Source organism: Actinomadura madurae (genome assembly GCF_047130825.1).
Classification (GTDB): Bacteria; Actinomycetota; Actinomycetes; order Streptosporangiales; family Streptosporangiaceae; genus Spirillospora; species Spirillospora madurae.
The window spans coordinates 7788617-7805670 of the sequence record NZ_CP083237.1; the positions used below are offsets into that span (position 1 = coordinate 7788617).

General features: G+C 71.5%; 21 protein-coding genes. 11 read left to right on the forward strand and 10 right to left on the reverse strand.

The annotated features are described in order from the left end of the window. Positions 1 to 222: 222 nt before the first annotated feature. Positions 223 to 384, reverse strand: a complete 162-nt coding sequence (locus K8Z49_RS36065) for a hypothetical protein (RefSeq protein ID WP_177287920.1) — start codon at positions 382 to 384, stop codon at positions 223 to 225. A gap of 105 nt (positions 385 to 489) precedes the next feature. On the opposite strand from K8Z49_RS36065, the gene K8Z49_RS36070 reads away from it, so the two are divergent. The 4 genes from K8Z49_RS36070 (at position 490) to K8Z49_RS36085 (ending at position 5194) form a co-directional block, all read left to right on the forward strand. Then, positions 490 to 891, forward strand: coding sequence for a hypothetical protein (locus K8Z49_RS36070; protein ID WP_033332308.1), 402 nt, complete (start codon positions 490 to 492; stop codon positions 889 to 891). A 104-nt stretch (positions 892 to 995) separates the two neighbouring features. Then, on the forward strand, positions 996 to 3032 hold the full coding sequence (locus K8Z49_RS36075; protein ID WP_412516262.1) for a DHA2 family efflux MFS transporter permease subunit: 2037 nt from the start codon (positions 996 to 998) through the stop codon (positions 3030 to 3032). 138 nt (positions 3033 to 3170) lie between these two features. Continuing rightward, on the forward strand, positions 3171 to 4316 hold the full coding sequence (locus K8Z49_RS36080; RefSeq protein ID WP_021592784.1) for an acetyl-CoA C-acetyltransferase: 1146 nt from the start codon (positions 3171 to 3173) through the stop codon (positions 4314 to 4316). 83 nt (positions 4317 to 4399) lie between these two features. Continuing rightward, entirely contained in the window at positions 4400 to 5194 is a 795-nt protein-coding gene (locus K8Z49_RS36085; RefSeq protein ID WP_021592783.1) for an enoyl-CoA hydratase/isomerase family protein, read from the forward strand. 5 nt (positions 5195 to 5199) lie between these two features. On the opposite strand, the gene K8Z49_RS36090 is transcribed toward K8Z49_RS36085, so the two are convergent. Genes K8Z49_RS36090 through K8Z49_RS36105 form a run of 4 tightly spaced genes read right to left on the reverse strand, consistent with a single transcriptional unit; the run spans position 5200 to position 8423 of the window. Then, positions 5200 to 6360, reverse strand: coding sequence for a hypothetical protein (locus K8Z49_RS36090; RefSeq protein WP_412516263.1), 1161 nt, complete (start codon positions 6358 to 6360; stop codon positions 5200 to 5202). Next, positions 6357 to 6836, reverse strand: coding sequence for a YcxB family protein (locus K8Z49_RS36095; RefSeq protein ID WP_021592781.1), 480 nt, complete (start codon positions 6834 to 6836; stop codon positions 6357 to 6359). The genes K8Z49_RS36090 and K8Z49_RS36095 overlap by 4 nt, the downstream gene beginning before the upstream one ends. A gap of 28 nt (positions 6837 to 6864) precedes the next feature. Continuing rightward, on the reverse strand, positions 6865 to 7830 hold the full coding sequence (locus K8Z49_RS36100; RefSeq protein WP_412516264.1) for a helix-turn-helix domain-containing protein: 966 nt from the start codon (positions 7828 to 7830) through the stop codon (positions 6865 to 6867). Between the two features lie 59 nt (positions 7831 to 7889). Beyond that, positions 7890 to 8423, reverse strand: coding sequence for a 2,4'-dihydroxyacetophenone dioxygenase family protein (locus tag K8Z49_RS36105; protein ID WP_021592779.1), 534 nt, complete (start codon positions 8421 to 8423; stop codon positions 7890 to 7892). Between the two features lie 185 nt (positions 8424 to 8608). Between K8Z49_RS36105 and K8Z49_RS36110 the strand changes: the two genes are divergently transcribed. From K8Z49_RS36110 to K8Z49_RS36135, 6 genes are all read left to right on the forward strand, one after another. After that, positions 8609 to 9046 carry an SRPBCC domain-containing protein gene (locus tag K8Z49_RS36110; protein ID WP_021592778.1) on the forward strand — a complete coding sequence of 146 codons (438 nt, stop codon included), beginning with the start codon at positions 8609 to 8611 and terminating at the stop codon, positions 9044 to 9046. Then, entirely contained in the window at positions 9043 to 9396 is a 354-nt protein-coding gene (locus K8Z49_RS36115) for an ArsR/SmtB family transcription factor (RefSeq protein ID WP_021592777.1), read from the forward strand. The genes K8Z49_RS36110 and K8Z49_RS36115 overlap by 4 nt, the downstream gene beginning before the upstream one ends. Before the next feature lie 47 nt (positions 9397 to 9443). Beyond that, the gene (locus tag K8Z49_RS36120) at positions 9444 to 10865 is read left to right on the forward strand and encodes an MFS transporter (RefSeq protein WP_412516265.1); all 1422 of its coding nucleotides are present in this window, start codon (positions 9444 to 9446) and stop codon (positions 10863 to 10865) included. Between the two features lie 10 nt (positions 10866 to 10875). Then, positions 10876 to 11661: an SDR family NAD(P)-dependent oxidoreductase gene (locus K8Z49_RS36125; protein ID WP_412516266.1), complete on the forward strand. Its 786-nt coding sequence runs from the start codon at positions 10876 to 10878 to the stop codon at positions 11659 to 11661. 131 nt (positions 11662 to 11792) lie between these two features. After that, entirely contained in the window at positions 11793 to 12470 is a 678-nt protein-coding gene (locus tag K8Z49_RS36130) for a hypothetical protein (protein ID WP_021592774.1), read from the forward strand. Then, positions 12445 to 13758 (forward strand): hypothetical protein, encoded by a 1314-nt coding sequence (locus K8Z49_RS36135; RefSeq protein WP_412516267.1) that lies wholly within the window; start codon positions 12445 to 12447, stop codon positions 13756 to 13758. The genes K8Z49_RS36130 and K8Z49_RS36135 overlap by 26 nt, the downstream gene beginning before the upstream one ends. A 3-nt stretch (positions 13759 to 13761) precedes the next feature. Here K8Z49_RS36135 and K8Z49_RS36140 read toward each other — a convergent pair whose 3' ends face one another. The 5 genes from K8Z49_RS36140 to K8Z49_RS36160 all read right to left on the reverse strand — a co-directional run bounded on the left by K8Z49_RS36140 (position 13762) and on the right by K8Z49_RS36160 (position 16567). Next, positions 13762 to 14208 (reverse strand): nucleoside 2-deoxyribosyltransferase, encoded by a 447-nt coding sequence (locus K8Z49_RS36140; RefSeq protein ID WP_021592772.1) that lies wholly within the window; start codon positions 14206 to 14208, stop codon positions 13762 to 13764. Then, positions 14205 to 14960, reverse strand: a complete 756-nt coding sequence (locus K8Z49_RS36145) for a phosphotransferase (RefSeq protein ID WP_412516268.1) — start codon at positions 14958 to 14960, stop codon at positions 14205 to 14207. Before K8Z49_RS36145 ends, K8Z49_RS36140 begins: the two co-directional genes overlap by 4 nt. Positions 14961 to 14982: 22 nt before the next feature. Continuing rightward, entirely contained in the window at positions 14983 to 15150 is a 168-nt protein-coding gene (locus tag K8Z49_RS36150; protein ID WP_412516269.1) for a hypothetical protein, read from the reverse strand. A 209-nt stretch (positions 15151 to 15359) separates the two neighbouring features. Next, positions 15360 to 15893 (reverse strand): YciI family protein, encoded by a 534-nt coding sequence (locus tag K8Z49_RS36155; RefSeq protein ID WP_111832225.1) that lies wholly within the window; start codon positions 15891 to 15893, stop codon positions 15360 to 15362. 20 nt (positions 15894 to 15913) lie between these two features. Continuing rightward, a complete protein-coding gene (locus K8Z49_RS36160; RefSeq protein WP_412516270.1) occupies positions 15914 to 16567 on the reverse strand; it encodes a response regulator in 654 nt (217 codons plus the stop codon). A gap of 238 nt (positions 16568 to 16805) precedes the next feature. Between K8Z49_RS36160 and K8Z49_RS36165 the strand changes: the two genes are divergently transcribed. Next, positions 16806 to 17054: a hypothetical protein gene (locus tag K8Z49_RS36165; RefSeq protein WP_412516271.1), complete on the forward strand. Its 249-nt coding sequence runs from the start codon at positions 16806 to 16808 to the stop codon at positions 17052 to 17054.

Sequence of the window (17054 nt, forward strand, 5' to 3'; positions counted from 1 at the left end):
GCTCTCCCTCGGCTCGGGCCGGCTTCGCCGGACGGGGTACCGTTCGCGTCCGCCGCGGGGGATGCGCGCCGGGGGACTCACCGGGGCGGGTGAGACGCATCGGCCCGGGGAGGGCGTCGAACGAGCGTGAAGCCGGTTTCGCCTGTTATGACTCACGGCCGGCCCGGGAGGTTCGTGATCGGCCGGAAAATTTCACCGGCCGGTCACCCCGGTTCGCTCCGCTCAGCCCTGGAGGTACTGCCCGTACAGGGCCAGCACGACGAGCACGAACACGATGATCACCGCGGCCCGGGTGGGCATCGGCAGCCGGAGCCGCACCGCGGCCCACCGCACGCAGAACGCGGCGAGGAGTGACACGACGATGAGGGCGAGGATGCCTTCCATGGCCACCTTCATTCCGGGGGAGTGCCGCCTCCTCTGACGATAGACGTGTAAGGAACGGGTTACCTGCCGGTTGAGGGATGAGTGGGGGCCGCTAATCTCACAGGTGTGGCAGATGCGAAGGAAGAAGACGGCCGGGACAAGGTCGACGAAATGATGACCGCCCTGGCGCGCGGACGGGTCGCCCTCGGGGTCGCGGCGTTCGCCGCGCCGAGGCTGACCGTGAAGGTGGCGGGGCTGAGCGGCGGCGCCGACCCGGGCCGCGACTACATGGTCCGGATGTTCGGTGCCCGGGAGATCGCCGTCGGCGCCGGCTACCTGCTCAGCGGCGAGGACTCCGGGCGGCGGATGTGGGCGCGGCTCGGTCTCGCCGTCGACTCGCTCGACCTCGTGAGCGGGCTGAAGACCCGCAAGGGCCTCCCCATCTGGGTCACCGCGGGAACCGTCGCGGTGGCGGGCGGCGCCGCCGCCGTGGGGGCCGCGAAGGTCGTCCGCGACCTGCTGCACTGACCCGCCGCCCCTGCCGCCCCCCGCGCCGCCGGCCGGGGTGATCCGGTCTCCCCGCTGGGTAGACCTGCCCCAGCACACCCGGCATGCGGGCGGCAGGGGGCGGCATGACTGCGGCGATGGAGGCGCGGGACGAGCGGGCCATGCCGAAGGGCAGGGACCTCTACGTCATCCTCGGCGCCCTCATGCTCGCCATGCTGCTGGCGGCGCTGGACCAGACGATCGTGTCGACGGCGCTGCCGACGATCGTCAGCGACCTCGGCGGGCTCAACCACCTGTCGTGGGTCGTGACGGCGTACCTGCTGGCGGCCACGGCCTCGACGCCGCTGTGGGGGAAGCTCGGCGACCAGTACGGGCGCAAGCGGCTGTTCCAGGCGTCGATCGTGCTGTTCCTGGTCGGGTCGGCGCTGTGCGGCCTCTCGCAGGACATGACGGAGCTGATCGGGTTCCGCGCCCTCCAGGGCCTCGGCGGCGGCGGGCTGATGGTGCTCGCCGTCGCGATCGTCGGGGACGTGGTGCCGCCCCGCGAGCGGGGGCGCTACCAGGGGCTGTTCGGCGCGGTGTTCGGCGTGTCCAGCGTGTGCGGGCCGCTGCTCGGCGGCTGGTTCGTCGACAACCTGTCGTGGCGCTGGGTGTTCTACATCAACCTGCCGATCGGGGTGCTGGCACTCGCGGTGATCGCCGCCGTGCTGCGGGCGGCGGGCGAGCGGGAGCGGCACCGCATCGACTACCTCGGCACGGTGCTGATCGTCGGCTGGGCGGTCGGGCTCGTGCTGATGACGACCTGGGGCGGCACGCGCTACGCCTGGGCGTCGGCGCCGATCATCGGGCTCGCCGCCGGCTCGGTGGCCCTCATCGCGGTGTGGCTGCTCGTCGAGCGGCGCGCCGCCGAGCCGGTCATGCCGCCGGCGCTGCTGGCGAACCCGGTGTTCGCGCTCGGCGCGGCGATCAGCTTCGCGGTCGGCTTCGCGATGTTCGGCGCGCTGACGTTCCTGCCGATCTTCCTCCAGGTGGTGCACGGCATCTCGCCGACGCTGTCCGGGGTGCACCTGCTGCCGATGATGCTCGGCCTGCTGGTCAGCTCGGTCGGGTCCGGCCAGCTGATCAGCCGGTTCGGCCGCTACAAGGTGTTCCCCGTGATCGGCGCCCCGGTCATCGCGGTGGCGCTGTACCTGTGCTCGCGACTGGACGAGAACTCGTCCACGCTCTCGATGAGCCTGCGGTTCGCGCTGCTCGGCTTCGGGCTCGGGCTCGTCCTGCAGGTGCTGGTCATCGCCGTCCAGAACGCGGTGTCGTACAAGGACCTCGGCTCCGCGACGTCCGGCGTCACGTTCTTCCGGCAGATCGGCGGGTCGTTCGGCGTCGCCGTGTTCGGGTCCGTCTTCAGCAGCCGGCTGGCCGACCAGGTCGAGGATCTGGCGCGGGTCCTGCCGCCCGGTTTCGACCCTGCGGCGGTGCAGGGCGATCCCGGCGTGCTCGACGGGTTTCCCGCGGCGGTGAAGCAGGACGTCCTGCACGCCTACGCGCAGTCGATCGACTCGGTGTTCCTCTGGGCCGTCCCGGTGGTGGCGGTCGCGTGCGTGCTGACGTGGTTCCTGCGCGAGGTGCCGTTGCGGGCGACCGCGCAGGCGCGCGATTACGGCGAGGGCTTCGGGGCGGCGCCGACCGTCCGGTCGTCCAGGCACGAGATCGAGCGCGCCCTGAGCGAGCTGATGCGCAAGGACGCCACGGCCTTCGAGCTCTACGACCGGCTGGGCGCGCTCTCCGGGGTCTCGCTGCCCGCGGGCAGCGTGTGGGCGCTGTGCCGGATCGCCAAGGACGGGACGGTCAGCGGCCAGGACCTCGCCGACCGCGCGGGCGTCGCCGTCGAACACGGCCGCCCGTACGTGGATCTGCTCGTCGACGCCGGGTACGTCCGGCGGCAGGACGGGGTCCTCGCGATCACGCCGTCCGGGGAGGCCGCCGCGGGGCGCCTGTTCGCCGCGCGCCGCGAGGGCCTCGCCCGGCACCTGGAAGGGTGGGCACCAGAGGAGCATCCCGAGCTGGCGGACGTCCTGCGGCGGCTCGCCGAGGCGTCCCTCGGCGACGAGGCGGACGGCGCGGTCCTGCGCCCCGAGCCGCGGGCCGCGGAGCGGGGCGGGTAGCCACAGGCCGCGGAGCGGAGGATGGGCATGGCGTCCGAGACTCAGCTCACATGGTGTTGCGCCCTCGGGGATGTAATCTCATACTGACGACCGAATCTCACTCGGTTTCGGGACGGAACCCCACAACTTGGAGGCGCAGTGGCCGAGGCGTACATCGTCGGCGCGGTCCGTACCCCCGTCGGTACCAAGAAGGGCGCCCTGAAGGACGTCCACCCCGCCGATCTCGGGGCCCACGTGCTCAAGGAGCTCGTCAACCGCACCGGCGTCGACCCCTCCGCGGTCGAAGACGTGATCACCGGCTGCGTCATGCAGGTCGGCCCGCAGTCCCTCGACATCGCCCGCACCGCGTGGCTGTCGGCCGGGCTGCCGGAGACCGTGCCCGGCGTGACCATCGACCGGCAGTGCGGGTCGTCCCAGCAGGCGATCCACTTCGCCGCGCAGGGCGTCCTGTCCGGCACCCAGGACCTCGTCGTCGCGTCCGGGATCGAGCAGATGGCGGTCGTCCCGATGGGCTCGTCCGTCGCCATGGCCCTGGAGAAGGGCATGCCCTTCCCGTACGGCGAGGGCTGGGCCGAGCGCTACGGCATGCAGGAGATCTCCCAGTTCCGCGGCGCGGAGATGATGGCCGAGAAGTGGGGCCACACCCGCGAGGACCTGGAGAAGTTCGCGCTGGAGAGCCACCAGCGCGCCGCCAAGGCCATCGAGGCCGGCTACTTCGACCGGGAGGTCGCCCCCATCGCCGGGCTGTCCAAGGACGAGGGCGCCCGCCCCGACACCACGCTGGAGAAGATGGCCGGGCTGAAGACCCTCCGCGAGGGCGGCGTCATCACCGCGGCCGTCGCCTCGCAGATCTCCATCGGCGCGTCCGCGCTGCTGATCGCGTCCGAGGAGGCCGTCAAGCGGCACAACCTGACGCCGCGCGCCCGCATCCACACCCTCGCCGTCTGCGGCTCGGACCCGGTCTACATGCTGACCGGTCCGATCCCGGCGACCGAGAAGGCGCTGGACCGCGGCGGCCTCAAGATCGACGACATCGACGTGTTCGAGGTCAACGAGGCGTTCGCCCCCGTCCCGCTGGCGTGGGCGCACGACACCGGCGCGTCCCTGGAGAAGACCAACCCCAACGGCGGCGCGATCGCCCTCGGGCACCCGCTGGGCGCCACCGGCGGCATCCTGATGACCAAGCTGCTGCACGAGCTGGAGCGCACCGGGGGCCGCTACGGTCTCCAGACGATGTGCGAGGGCGGCGGCCAGGCCAACGCCACGATCATCGAGCGCGTCTGACGCACCGCGCGGCACCGCCTCTCGGAGCATGCGGCATGCTCTGAGGGGCGGTTCGCGGTTCACCGGCGGAAAAGGGGCGGGGCATGTACGAGACGATCCTCTATTCGGTGGACGAGCGGATCGCGCGGATCACGCTGAACCGCCCCGACGCCCGCAACGCGCTCAGCGACCGGATGACCGGCGAGCTGCTCGACGCGTTCGAGCGCGCCAAGGCCGACGACGGCGTCCGGGTGATCGTCCTGACGGGCGCCGGCGACCGCGCGTTCTGCGCCGGCGCCGACCTCGGCGGCCTCGGCCGGGCCCAGGCGGACGGCCGCTCGGTCGCCGACGCCTCCGCCATCCGGGAGAGCGCGCCGTTCCGCCTGTTCACCGCCTTCCCCGCGCTCGGCAAGCCGATCATCGCGCGGCTCGCCGGCCACGCCGTCGCGGGCGGCCTCGGCCTCGCCGCCGCGTGCGACCTGGTGATCGCCGCGGACGACGTCAAGCTCGCCACCCCCGAGGTCAACGTCGGCCTCTGGCCCATGATGATCATGGCGATCATCAACCGGAACGTCGCCCCCAAGCACGCGTTCAAGCTCTACTACACCGGCGCCCGCATCACCGCCGCCGAGGGCCGCGAGATCGGCCTCGTCACCGAGGTCGTCCCGCGCGCCGACCTCGACGCCCGCGTGGACGAGCTGGCCCGTGTCATCGCGTCCAAGAGCCCGTTGGGCTTGAGCCGGGGCCGCGACGCCTTCTTCGCCATCGAAGGCCGCCCCCTGGAGGACCAGGTCGAGCACCTGCTCGGCGAACTCGTCCACCTGGCCGCCACCGACGACGCGAAGGAAGGCATCACGGCCTTCCTGGAGAACCGTCCCCCCGACTTCCAGGGCCGTTGAAACGGCTACCTCGCCGGGGTGAGCTCTTCCAGGGCGAGGTGGACGAGAACCTTCAGATGGCGGGCCCGCAGCGGGATCGGAGCCTCCAGCAGCGGCGGGACCCGCTGGTCCCATGAGGCCGCGGCGATCGTCAGCTTGAGCGCGCCGTCCTCGTCGCCGGAGACCAGGGCGAGCGCGAGGTCCAGCGCCGGGCTCGGCCCCTCGACCCGACGCCGGAACGCCTCGAACTCGGGCGGCGCGCCACCGTCCATGCCCAGGGCCGCCAGAACGATCAGCCAGGCGCGTGCCGACGCGGACGCGTCCGGCCAGAGCGCCATGAGGTCGGGAATCCGCTCGATGACGGCCCGGCATGAGGCGGCCTCGTACGAGCCGGCCTCGTACGAGCCGGCCTCGTACGAGCCGGCCTCGTTCGTGCCGGCCTCGGCGGTGACCGGCACGGGGTCGATGGTGGCGATGTAGGCCAGGTGGATCAGCAGGTCCAGGCGGTACTCGGGGGTCAGCCGCGGTGCGCGGGCGAGCTGCACGAGGAACCCGACGGTCTCCGAGGTGCAGTCGTAGCAGGTGTCCTGATGGACGACCGTGCTGAAGTACTCCTCGGTGAACTCGTCCCACGCCTCGTCGTTGGCGGCGAGGCCCCGCAAGATGTCCGGGACGTCGTCCGCCGGCCCGTAGGCGCCGGTCAGCGCCGCCCAGTCGACGTCGTCCAGACCCAGCAGCACGACGGGCTCGCCCGTGGGGCCGTCCGAGGGCTCCGGGTTCGCGAGATCGTGGACGATGACAGGGCGTGGCGCGCGGGCCGGTTCGGAGGAGAGCGCCGACAGGCGCGCGTCCCGCACCTGCCCGGCGGTCCGGTCGCAGATCGTCTCTCCCTCGGGGAGGAAGCGGCGGGCCGTCTCCGGCAAGGCCATCGAGAGCCGGACGGTACCGCCCAGGTCCTCGCTCAACCGGGAGACGATCCGGCTCTCGGCGGCCGTCCACCAGGTCTCGTCGTCGTCCGGGAAGGGCCCCTCGTCGAGGCTGTCGATCCGCCATCCGGAGCCGGGCGCGGGGGCGACGCGAACGAGCGCGTGGCCGCGGGCGCCCAGCTCCTGGGCGCCGTTCCGGGCGGTCTCCTCGTCCGGGACGAAGAGGCTGTACGTGGTGGCGAGCCGTGGAACGCGGCTCACTTGGCTCCGACCGGCGTCCGGGCGGCCAGGAAGCCGTCTATCTCGGCGCGCTGGGCGGGGTCGAAGGCGGCCTTGGGGAGGAACGCGGCGGGCTGCTTGTTCACGAAGAGCACCCAGAACTCCGGGGTCGCGGCGACGTCGGAGAGCATCGACCAGCGCATCATCGTGGTGGACTGGTCGGTGCGGGCCTCGTAGCCCTCCTCGGTCACCCGCAGCGTCGTGGGGACGCAGAGGAACGCGAGCTGCTGCCTGGCGCGCTTGCGCAGCCACCAGTTGCCCGCGAGGGGCGCGAGGACCGACGACACGAGCAGCGCGATGCCCAGCTTCAGCTCGCCGGTGAGGAAGAAGACGGCGGAGCCCACGAGCAGGGCCGACACCAGGACCGCGTACAGAGCCGTGAGCTGGCGCCGGAGACCCCGGGTGAACGCCCGGACCACCTCGTCCGGCGTGGGCTGGTAGCTGACCGTGATGTCCACGTTGCCGCCTTTGTTTGGAGTGTCGTGCTCATCCTTCAGGTGGGCGTTCACCTGCGCAAGCTTCCGCGCGCACCTCCGAGGGGGTGCGGCCGAACCGGGCCCGGAAGTGGCGGGCGAAATGGGCCTGGCTGGAGAAGCCCCAGCGGTAGGCGACGTCCGCGATGGTCCCGCGGGCGGCGTCCGGCGCGGTGAGGTCGCCGTGCGCGCGCCGGAGGCGGCGTTCCAGGATGTGCCGGGACGGGGTGGTGCCCGCCGGCTCGAAGATCCGGCCGAGATGCCGGACCGACACCCCGAGCGCGGCGGCGACCCGGCCGGGGGAGAGGCGGGCGTCGTGCAGGTGCCGCTCGATGTAGTCCTCGGCGACGATCAGCCGGGTCCGGTACGCGGCGGGCGCGGGACGTCCGCCGGCGCGCTCGGCGGCCAGGAGCCCGAGCAGGTCCAGGACGCCGTCCCGGGCGGTCGCGTGCGGCGCCTCCAGGACGGAGCGGAGCGTCCGGAGCAGCTCGCCCTCCCGGGCCGTACCGCGTCCGAACACCATCGGCGCGGGGACGCCGCCCGCCACGCACCGCTCGGCGAACACCTCGCGCGGGACGTCGACCAGGAACTGCCGCATGGACGAGGAGAACCCGAACAGGTAGGGGCGGCGCGTGTCGTACAGGACGAGGTCCCCGGCCGTGGCGGCGAGGCAGCCGTGCTCGTGCAGGAAGACCGCCTCGCCCTCGACCAGCAGGGACGCGAACACCGACTCCTTCGGGACGGCCTTGGCGATCTGCGGGGTGCGTTCGATGGCGTGGGCGTTGCCGCTGATGTCGGCCAGCCGCACGTCCCCGAGCCGGAAGTTGGCCTGCCGCGCCAGCAGCCCCTGCTCGGAGTAGGACGTGCAGGCCAGCCCGACCAGAGCCCTGCGGTTGTAGTCCTCCCAGTAGTCGATGCGGTCGCGCGGGTCGACGTCCTCGGTGCTGGCCTGGGAGATCATCGGTGCGGGCGCCGGCATGGTCTGCTCCTCCCGAGGTGGGGTGTCCTCGGGCGGAGCCTACGTCGTGGCCGGGAGGCTCAGCGGAACAGCGAGTCGACGAGGTCCGCGCCCAGGCCGACCTCGGCGTAGTGCTTGCGGCACATGTCGATGTAGTCGTGGACGTCGAAGTAGCCGTCCGGGTCGCCGTTCTCGTCCAGCCAGATGAGCGGGCCCTTGACGATGAACAGCGTCTTCATCGGCTCCTCGTCCTCGTAGGCGACGAGGGTGTGCCCTTCGCCCGGCGCCTCGTAGACGAAGTCGCCCGCCGTCGCCGTCCAGGGGCGTTCGAGGTACCCCCACTTGCCGGAGATGGTGTAGGCGAACACCTCGTGCGGGTGGTAGTGCCGGTTGACGAGCCCGGCCTCCTTGGACCGCAGGATGTCGGACCACGTGTTGTCCTTCACGTTGATCCACAGCGGCCTCGATCCGACGGTGTCGGTGAACGGCACGTAGTAGCGGTCGTCGTCGGTGGCGACCTTGGGCAGGTACACCTCCGGCAGCGCGTCCGGCTTCTGCGAGTTCTCGATCGGCTTGAGGTCCTTCCAGAACTCCGAACCAGGCTTCTCCGGCATGGGACGGCTCCTCTCGCGGTCGCGTCACCGCGAGTGAAGCCCGTCCGGCCGGTCCTGTCTTTCCTCTGGCGGACGCCCCGCCTTGTTGATGCCGGACATGCCGGTAGTGCAACCGTAGGGTTGCGCCTCGATGGCTCATGTGCAACCCTGTGGTTGCAACAACGGTACGAGTGAGGAGCGATCACATGAGTGAGGACCGGATTGAACGCGAAACCCTGATCGCGGCATCCTTGGAGCGGGTCTGGTCGCTGGTGACCGATCCCGGGTTCTGGGTGAACGACGAGCCGGGCCCGACCGGCGCGGCCAAGGAAGGCGAGTCGACAGTGGCGAAGAACTCCGAGTACGGGGACTTCCCCGTGCGTGTGGAGAAGGTCGAGCCGCCGACGTACGTCGCCTACCGCTGGGCCAGCGCCTTTCCCGGAGAAGAGTTGCGCGACGACAACAGCACCCTCGTGGAGTTCACGCTGACCCCGGAGGGCGCCAAGACGCGGCTCCGCGTCGTCGAGAGCGGGTTCGCGCTGCTGGCCGGTTCCGAGGACCTGCGCCGCAAGGCGCTGGAGGACAACTCGGGCGGCTGGCCCCAGGTCCTGGACGCCTTCAAGTCCCGCGCCGAGGCCGCGTGACCGACACCCCGCGCGACGGCGTCGCGTCGGTCGACAGCGTCTTCGCGGCGCTGGCCGATCCGACGCGGCGCCGCCTGCTCGATCTCCTCGCCGAACAGGGCGAGGCCACCGCCACCACGCTCGCCGGACGGCTCCCCGTCTCGCGGCAGGCGGTGGTGAAGCACCTCGCCGTCCTGGACGCCGCCGAGCTGGTCACCTGCAGCCGGGTCGGACGCGAGGTGCGCTACGCGGTGCGTCCCGCCGCCCTGAACGCGACGGCGCGGTGGATGGCCGCGCTCGCGGCCGACTGGGACCGCCGCCTGGCGAACATCAAGCGCATCGCCGAAGAAGCCGAGCAAGACGCCCCCTGACCACCCCACCTGCGCATTTCTGTTCTTTGTGGAAGGTGTGTTCTCGCATGCCCACTGAAGCCATGTCACCTCCGCGCATCGAAGGCCGGCAGCGCCTGGTCGTTCTCGTCCTGCTCGGTGCCGGGTTCATGCTGTCCGTCGATTTCTCGATCCTGAACGTCGCGCTGCCGATGGTCGGGGAGGGCGTCGGGCTGAACGTGACCGACCTGTCCTGGATCGCGTCCGCCTACGCGTTGCCCGCGGCCGGCTTCACGCTGGTGTTCGGCCGGATGGCGGACCTGTTCGGCCGCCGCAGGCTGTTCCTGGCCGGGATGGCGCTGCTGACGGCGGCCTCGCTGCTCGGCGGCTTCGCGTCCGGCCCCGAGACCCTGCTGGCCGCTCGCGCGCTGCAGGGGTTCGCCACCGCGATGGCGGCGCCCGCCGCGCTGTCCCTGATCACCAGCACGTTCGAGGAGGGCGCGCTGCGCGAGCGCGTCCTCGGGTTCAACGGCGCCCTGCTGTCCGCCGGCTTCACCGTCGGCGCGCTGGTCGGCGGCGCCTTGGTCGGTCTGCTGAGCTGGCGGGCGGCGTTCTTCATCAACGTCCCGGTCGCGGTGGCCATCCTGGTGGCCACCCCCGCCCTGATCGGCGAGAGCAGCCGTCCCGCCCGGACACGGCTGGACCTGCCCGGGGCCGTGACCGTGACCGGCGGCCTGCTGGCCGTGATCTACGCGGTCGTCGAGCGGAACGTCCCCGCGGCCATCGCCGGCGTCCTGCTGCTCTCCGCCTTCTGGGTGATCGAGCTGCGCTCGCCCGCCCCGCTCGCCCCGGTGCGCATCCTGCGCCGCCCCACGGTGAAGTGGGGCAACTACGCGGGCCTCGTCATCTTCGTCATGGAGCCCGCGATGATCTTCCTGACGACGCTCTACCTGCAGAACGTCCTCGGCTTCTCGCCGCTCGCCACCGGCGCCGTCTTCGGCGTCCCCGGCCTGGCGTCCGTCGCCGCCGGGGTGATCGGCGGACGGGTCATCGGGCGCTTCGGCGGGCGGGCCGTCCTGACCACGGGCCTGGCCGTGCAGGGCCTGGCGACGCTGCCCCTGGTGTTCCTCGGCACCGGCCGGATCGCGCTCGTCATCCTGATCCCGGCGCTGTTCATCGGCTTCTTCGGGCACGTGAGCGCGATCGTTGCGTACACCGTCACGGGGACCTCGGGCCTGCCGAACGAGGAGCAGGGGCTGGCGACCGGGCTGACCCTGATGACGCAGCAGGTCGCCATCACCGCGGGCGTCCCGATCCTCAGCGCGGTCGCCGCGACGCGAAGCGGGGAGCTGACCGGCTTCCACTTCGCGCTGAGCGTGAACGTGGCCGTGACGCTGGCCAGCGCGGTCCTCGTCTGGTTCGGGCTCCGCCGCCGCGGCGAGGACGGTCCCGCGCCGGCGCCCGTCAAGGTGTCCGCGTCCTCGGACCTCCCTGTCGGAGGCTCCGCCTAGGGTTCCGGCCATGGACCTCGGACTCTCGGGACGGCGCGCACTGGTGACGGCGAGCAGCGGCGGGATCGGCGCGGCGGTGGCCCGCCGGCTGGCCGGCGAGGGCTGCGCCGTCCTGGTGCACGGCCGTGACGAGGGACGGGCCTCGGAGGTCGCGCAGAGCGTGCGCGGCGAGTGCGACGTCGTGCTCGGCGACCTCACCGACGACGAGGCCGCCGCCGAGGTCGCGTCGCGGGCCCGCCGCTGGGGCGTGGACGTCCTGGTGAACAACGCGGGCCCGTTCGCCGAGCACGACTGGGAGACCGCCGAGCCGTCCGCCTGGCTGGACGCGATGAACGGCAACGTGGTGTCCGCGGTGCGGCTGATCCGCGGGCTCGTCCCCCCGATGCGCGAGCGCGGCTGGGGACGGATCGTCAACGTCGGCAGCCGCGCCGCGACCACGCCCCTCCCGAACATGGTCGACTACTCCGCCGCGAAGGCCGCCGTCGTCAACATGACCACCGGCCTCGCCCGCCACCTCGCCGGGTCGGGGATCACCGCGAACACCGTGAGCCCCGGCGTGATCGTCACCGAGGGCATGCGCCGCATGTTCGAGGACCGCGCCGCCGCCCAGGGCCGCCCGGCGGAATGGCGCGAGCTGGAGCCGGAGGTCCTGGCCGAGTACGCCCCGAACCCCAGCGGACGCCTCGGCACCGAAGACGACATCGCCGCCGCCGTCGCCTTCCTCGCCAGCCCCCTGGCCGGCTACGTCAACGGCATCAACCTCCGCATCGACGGCGGCATCACGCCGGTTCCGTAAGCCCGTCGGGCAGGTCGGCGACGCGGCGGTCACCCTCCCGTCCACTCCTCACAGGAACCTCCGGGTTCTATGGCAAGTGCCACAGAACCCGATGGCGGCACGGCGCAGGATGGAGGCGGGAGGTCAGCGAGATGGCGGCAGGCCGGCGTGAGCGGCGCGAGATGCGAGTGTCGTTCGCCGCGCTGCTGCGGATCAGGGACGACGACCGGCACGTGCTGCTGCATTCGCCGAGCCGTCCCGGATCCTTCAATCCGCCGGGTGGCGTCTACAAGTACTTCCGGCCCGCGGCGCGGATCCTGGACGCCCTCGGATACCGTGCCGACCGCGCCGCTCCCCTCGCCGAGGACATGCGCTCGGACCTGAGGGGATTTCTGCCGGCATCATCCCTGGGCGCCTTCCAGAGATGGTTCTCCACCGGCGCCTACCGGGAGGACGCCACCGAGTGCCTGCGGCGGGAGCTGGCCGAGGAACTGGCGGAATCCGAGCTCCACCACCTGGTGCCCGACACGTTCGGCGCCCGCTTCGAACACGTCCGGACGGTGGTCGAGGACGTTCCCGCGAGGCCGGGCAGGGCCTACCGGCAGGTACGCCACCTGGAGGTGTACGAGCCGATCCTGAACGGAGACGCGATCGCGCGGCTCTGCCGGTCGCTGGTCGCGTCCGGGATGGACGAAGGGGTGCCCGCGGTGATCTGCGCCTCGTCGGACCAGATCGCGCACGGCCGCAGCGGCGCCGCGCTGATCGGCGGACACGCTGCCTACCTCATCGGCGACAGGCGGTTTCATGCGGATCTTCCCATGGTCCGATGAGGACGCCACGAAGTCGGACGGTCGTCCGCTGGCCCGCGACCGCTTTCTGGCGACGGTCGACGTGTGCACCGTTCGGCGGTCGCGTCTCGTCCGGGTGACCCGCGTCGATATCGAGAGGCCCCGGGTGCACGCCATCCCCGCCCTTCCCGACCACCTGGGCGCTCAGCCGGTTCCCGAGGGCCACGACCTGTTCGGCCTGCGGCTGGCGTGCGTTCTGGGCCGGCCGCCGTCGCGGACCCGGTACGCCGGGGTGTACCTGCGGGTGTGCTTCGAAGACCGGCGGGTGACCGTGCTCGCCTTGCACCCCCTGCAAGAGCGGTTCGGTGACGACGGCGAGGGCGGTACGACCGCGACCGTGGCAAGACCGGCGGCCCGGGAACGCCCGCCTTCAGACGCGGGGCGGTTGGCGTATTCGTCGGCGGAGTTGGAGGGCCACGCCGCCGGCCTCTTCTTCGGCAGTACCGAACCCGCCGGGCGGTCGGCCGCAGGCGGCGAGCCGGTCGGCTACCTCGTGCAGGCCGTCGTCAGCGCGCCGGTCGCCCTGCCGGAACTGACCGGCGCGTTGCGCGCGGACGTGTCGGTCGTCCGGGCATCGCGCCGGGTGGAGCACGCGCATGGCCGCGAGCCCGCACGGTTCGCCCTGACACTGCCGGGCGAGCGCACGCCCATCGCGAGCCCGGCCCGGCCGGCCGAGAAGACCGCCCCGGCGGCGTCGGGAGTGCGGCTGTGCTTCGCGGCGGACATCGAGCGGTTCAGCCGCTTCCGCACCCCGGAGGCGGCCCGCGCTCAGCGGCGCTTCGTCGACCTGCTCGACGACGCCCGCCGCCACGCGGGGCTGCCCACGGCGCACACCGACCTGCAGAGGTCGGGGGACGGCCAGTTCGACGTCCTGCCCGCCGCCCTGGACGAGAGCCGCGTCATCCCGCGGCTCATCGAGGGCCTGGTCGACGCGCTGGCCGAGACCAACGCGGACCTGAACGCGCATGCCCGGCTGCGCATCAGGGCGGCGTTGCACCGCGGCCACGTCAGCAGCGGCATCAACGGATGGCTCGGGGAGTCGACGATCGCCGTCCACCGCCTCCTGGACTCCCCCTCCCTGCGCCGTGCGCTCGCCGACCATCAGGAGGCCGACCTCGCCCTCATCGTGTCCGATGTCATCTTTCGGGACGTCATCGCCCACGGATACGGGCGGCTGGCCGCGGACGCCTTCGACCGGGTGTCGGTGCGGCTTCCCGACAAAGGGTTCGAGGAGGACGGCTGGATCTACGTACCGGAACCGCGAAGGTGACCGTCAAGCGGGTGTGACGGATGTCAACCGCGCCTGGGTGAGCAGTCGGCGGACCGCCGCTCTGAGCCCGGCCTTCTCCTCGTACCAGGTCTCGTAGTCGGCGAGGTCGGTGGTCATGGGTGGCCTGTCTGATTTATGCCACACTGCGAGGATCGGTTTCTCCAGTGCCTTGGCGTACCCGGCCTCGATGTTCAGGCCCACGCGCTTGGACCCCGCGCTGCTCGTGAGGTCGAGCAGGACCGCGTCGGCCTGGGAGATCCGCGCGAACGCCGCCTCGAGGACCTCCTTCTTGGACAGGTGCCCGGTGTGCCAGTTCTGCGCGTCGCGGATGTGGGCGTAGGTCTGCAGGCCGACGTCGCCGGCCCCCAGGGCGATGAGCCTCAGCCGCTCCCGGAGTAAGTCGAGATGCTCGCCGTCCAACGCGTAGCAGATAAAGATGAACCGGGTCATCGAGCCCTCTCGAACGCATAATGGGCCAGCACCAGACAGGCCCTTTTCTCCACTTCCGGCACATCGAATTTCAGGCGCCCCAACAGGATCAGCCCCATGAGTGAATAAAACGTGGTCGGCTTCCCCAAAAACATTATCTCCTCCGGAAGATTCTTGTACTCGAACAGCGATAGCTGACGAATGTGCTGGCGATTCCGACTTCTCTGGACAAGTCGCCGCATCCAGCCGCGCTCATCACCGTCCATGAGCGACCGCTCCAGGGCGGCCAGCGTGGGCATGTCGAACCGGTCCGCGACGAGCCGCGACTTGAGGTCGGCGAAGAGGTACGCGATGTCGTAGAGCGCGGGAAACCGCTCGCGCATCCTGGCGTAATCGATGATCCCGAATCCGCCGCCGCCGAAGAGGACGTTTCCGGCGTGAAGATCGCCGTGGATCGGGGAGAGAACGAACGAATAGTGCTCGTCCTCGAGGAACTCCTCCGTCCGCGCGGCCGGATCCGGGATGCGCACCCCGCCGATCTCCAGCAGATGGCCGTTGCGGGGCACCTTGAGCCGGTCGAGCAGCGAATCGTAGAACTCCCTGCGCCCGGCCAGTACCCGTCCTTCGAGATGGAGCCGGCGTCCCGGGGTGACCTCGTTGAGCAAGATCTCGTTCCCGCCGGAAAGGAAGATGTCGAGCTTCCTGTGGTCGTCGCATGTGTACGCCCGCGCCACTCTCCTGCCGATATCGACCTCGGCGATGTCCACCTCCACGCTCAGGGGCGCCTCGGCCGATTCACCGGGGCGGGACGCGATCGCGTTCCCGGTCGTAGCTGGCCACCTCGACGCGGTACTCCGCCGGCAGGAACTCGTTGATGTACGTTCGCAGGCTGCCCGCATCGACCCTCGTCCCATGTTTGTAAAGGACCTCGTGCAGGTGCGCCTCCAAGAGGCGATCTGACATTGCGGCCAACCTTGCGAAAAAGGATCTCCAGTGTTCGCCGTCCCTGGCTCCCCCCAACGGGCTTTCACTGGACGCTAACGCTGTGGCGCAACCCGGTCCGTGGCCGATTGCACACATTGCCAGAACCGGCCAGTGCTTGATCGTCGTTCTGGCCGCCGCGGGCACGCGGAGAATTCGGGCGTCGGGAATTCTTTATGGGGGCGGGGTGATCAGCGGCGGCCGCCGGGTTGCCATTGGTGGGTTTCTAGGGCGGCGTAGCGGTCCGGGGTGAGGGTGGCGCGGGCCGTTTGCGGGGCCGGGGTCTGGACGAGGGCTGCGGTGCCGAGCCAGGTGGTGGCGTCGTCGGACAGGAGTGGGCCGTAGGCGATCAGGCCGTCTTGGCCGGGCGGGGTGGTGTCGGTGGCCTCGCCTGAACCTAGGCCGAGCACCAGGTAGCCGCCGGTCAGGTCGCCCGGGAAGTCCCACATGGTGCGGGCGAGCCGGTTGCGCCACCGGCGGATCAGGACGTCCCGGTACGCGCCGGCCTGGTAGCAGGGCTCGTCGAAGGCGAACGCGCGGGCGGCGGCGGGGTCCGGCAGGTCGACGATGTGGACGCTGCCGGTGAGCGTCTCGCCGTCGAAGGTCGGGCCGCGGGCGATCATCTCCGCCGCGTACCGGTCCATGTAGGACCAGTGCTCCTCCAGCAGCTTCTCGCGCAGCTCCCGGGAGCCGGGACGGTCGCGGTGGTAGACGAAGAACTCCATGCCCGACAGTCTTCACCCGGTCAGGTCCGCGGGGACACCAGGCCGGACTCGTAGGCGAGGACGACGAGCTGGGCGCGGGCGCCGAGCTTGGCCATGGCCCGGTTGACGTGGGTCTTCGCGGTGACCGGGCTGATCGCCATGCGGGCGGCGATCTGGTCGTTGGGCAGGCCCCGCGCGACCAGGGCGACGGCCTCCCGCTCGCGGTTGGTCAGCTCCTTCAGCGCCGTCCCGGCGTCCGTGCCGAGCGGCACCGCGACGTACCGGCCGATCAGCATCCGGATGATGGACGGCGCGAGCAGCGCGTCACCGCGCGCGGCGACGCGGACCGAGTGAAGGAGGTCCTCCGGCTCGATGTCCTTGACGAGGAAGCCCGCAGCACCGGCGCGCAGCGAGTTGAAGACGTACTCGTCGAACCCGTAGTTGGTCAGGATGACGACGCGCACCCCGGCCAGCGCCGGGTCGGCGGCGATGCGGCGGGTCGCCTCGATGCCGTCCATCACCGGCATCTGGATGTCGATGAGCGCGATGTCGGGCAAGTGCTCCCTGATGAGCGCCAGGCCCTCCTCGCCGTCGGCGGCCTCGGCCACCACCTCGATGTCGTCCTCGGCGTCGAGCAGCGCCTGGAACCCGCCGCGCAGGAGCGGCTGGTCGTCGACCAGCAGGACACGGATCACGACGGCCGGCCCACGGGGAGTTCGGCCTGGACGCTGAAGCCGCCCTCGCTCCGCGGTTCCGCGCGCAGGCGGCCGCCGAGGGCGGTGACCCGCTCGCGCATGCCGAGCAGCCCGGCGCCGGGGACCGTGGCGGTGCCCGGCGTGCCGGGCGGTGTTGGTGAGCGCCTCCTGCACGATCCGGTAGGCGGTCCTGTCCACCTCGACCGGCACCGGGACGGTCACGCTCTGGGACGTCGCCGTGCGCAAAACGATCAGTACCCTGGCCGGGCCTGGTTCTGGCGTGACCTGCCTCGCGTCCAGCGGAGGCGGCGTCCTCACGACCGGCTCCGAAACCGGCACCGTCACCCTGTGGGACGTCACCCGGCGCAGGAGGATCGCCGGGCTCCAGAACGGCGCCACGCCCGGGGTCACGTGCGTGGCCGTCAGCCCGGACGGCCGGGCCGTCGCCGCCGGCGGCGCTCGCCTCACCACCTGGACGCGGACGTAG

Excerpts from the sequence above, each read along its gene's own strand:
- K8Z49_RS36065 (WP_177287920.1), bottom strand. The coding sequence starts at position 384 with ATGGAAGGCATCCTCGCCCTCATCGTCGTGTCACTCCTCGCCGCGTTC.
- K8Z49_RS36075 (WP_412516262.1), top strand. The coding sequence starts at position 996 with ATGACTGCGGCGATGGAGGCGCGGGACGAGCGGGCCATGCCGAAGGGC.
- K8Z49_RS36085 (WP_021592783.1), top strand. The coding sequence starts at position 4,400 with ATGTACGAGACGATCCTCTATTCGGTGGACGAGCGGATCGCGCGGATC.
- K8Z49_RS36100 (WP_412516264.1), bottom strand. The coding sequence starts at position 7,830 with ATGCCGGCGCCCGCACCGATGATCTCCCAGGCCAGCACCGAGGACGTC.
- K8Z49_RS36105 (WP_021592779.1), bottom strand. The coding sequence starts at position 8,423 with ATGCCGGAGAAGCCTGGTTCGGAGTTCTGGAAGGACCTCAAGCCGATC.
- K8Z49_RS36110 (WP_021592778.1), top strand. The coding sequence starts at position 8,609 with ATGAGTGAGGACCGGATTGAACGCGAAACCCTGATCGCGGCATCCTTG.
- K8Z49_RS36120 (WP_412516265.1), top strand. The coding sequence starts at position 9,444 with ATGCCCACTGAAGCCATGTCACCTCCGCGCATCGAAGGCCGGCAGCGC.
- K8Z49_RS36125 (WP_412516266.1), top strand. The coding sequence starts at position 10,876 with ATGGACCTCGGACTCTCGGGACGGCGCGCACTGGTGACGGCGAGCAGC.
- K8Z49_RS36130 (WP_021592774.1), top strand. The coding sequence starts at position 11,793 with ATGGCGGCAGGCCGGCGTGAGCGGCGCGAGATGCGAGTGTCGTTCGCC.
- K8Z49_RS36135 (WP_412516267.1), top strand. The coding sequence starts at position 12,445 with ATGCGGATCTTCCCATGGTCCGATGAGGACGCCACGAAGTCGGACGGT.
- K8Z49_RS36140 (WP_021592772.1), bottom strand. The coding sequence starts at position 14,208 with ATGACCCGGTTCATCTTTATCTGCTACGCGTTGGACGGCGAGCATCTC.
- K8Z49_RS36150 (WP_412516269.1), bottom strand. The coding sequence starts at position 15,150 with ATGTCAGATCGCCTCTTGGAGGCGCACCTGCACGAGGTCCTTTACAAA.
- K8Z49_RS36155 (WP_111832225.1), bottom strand. The coding sequence starts at position 15,893 with ATGGAGTTCTTCGTCTACCACCGCGACCGTCCCGGCTCCCGGGAGCTG.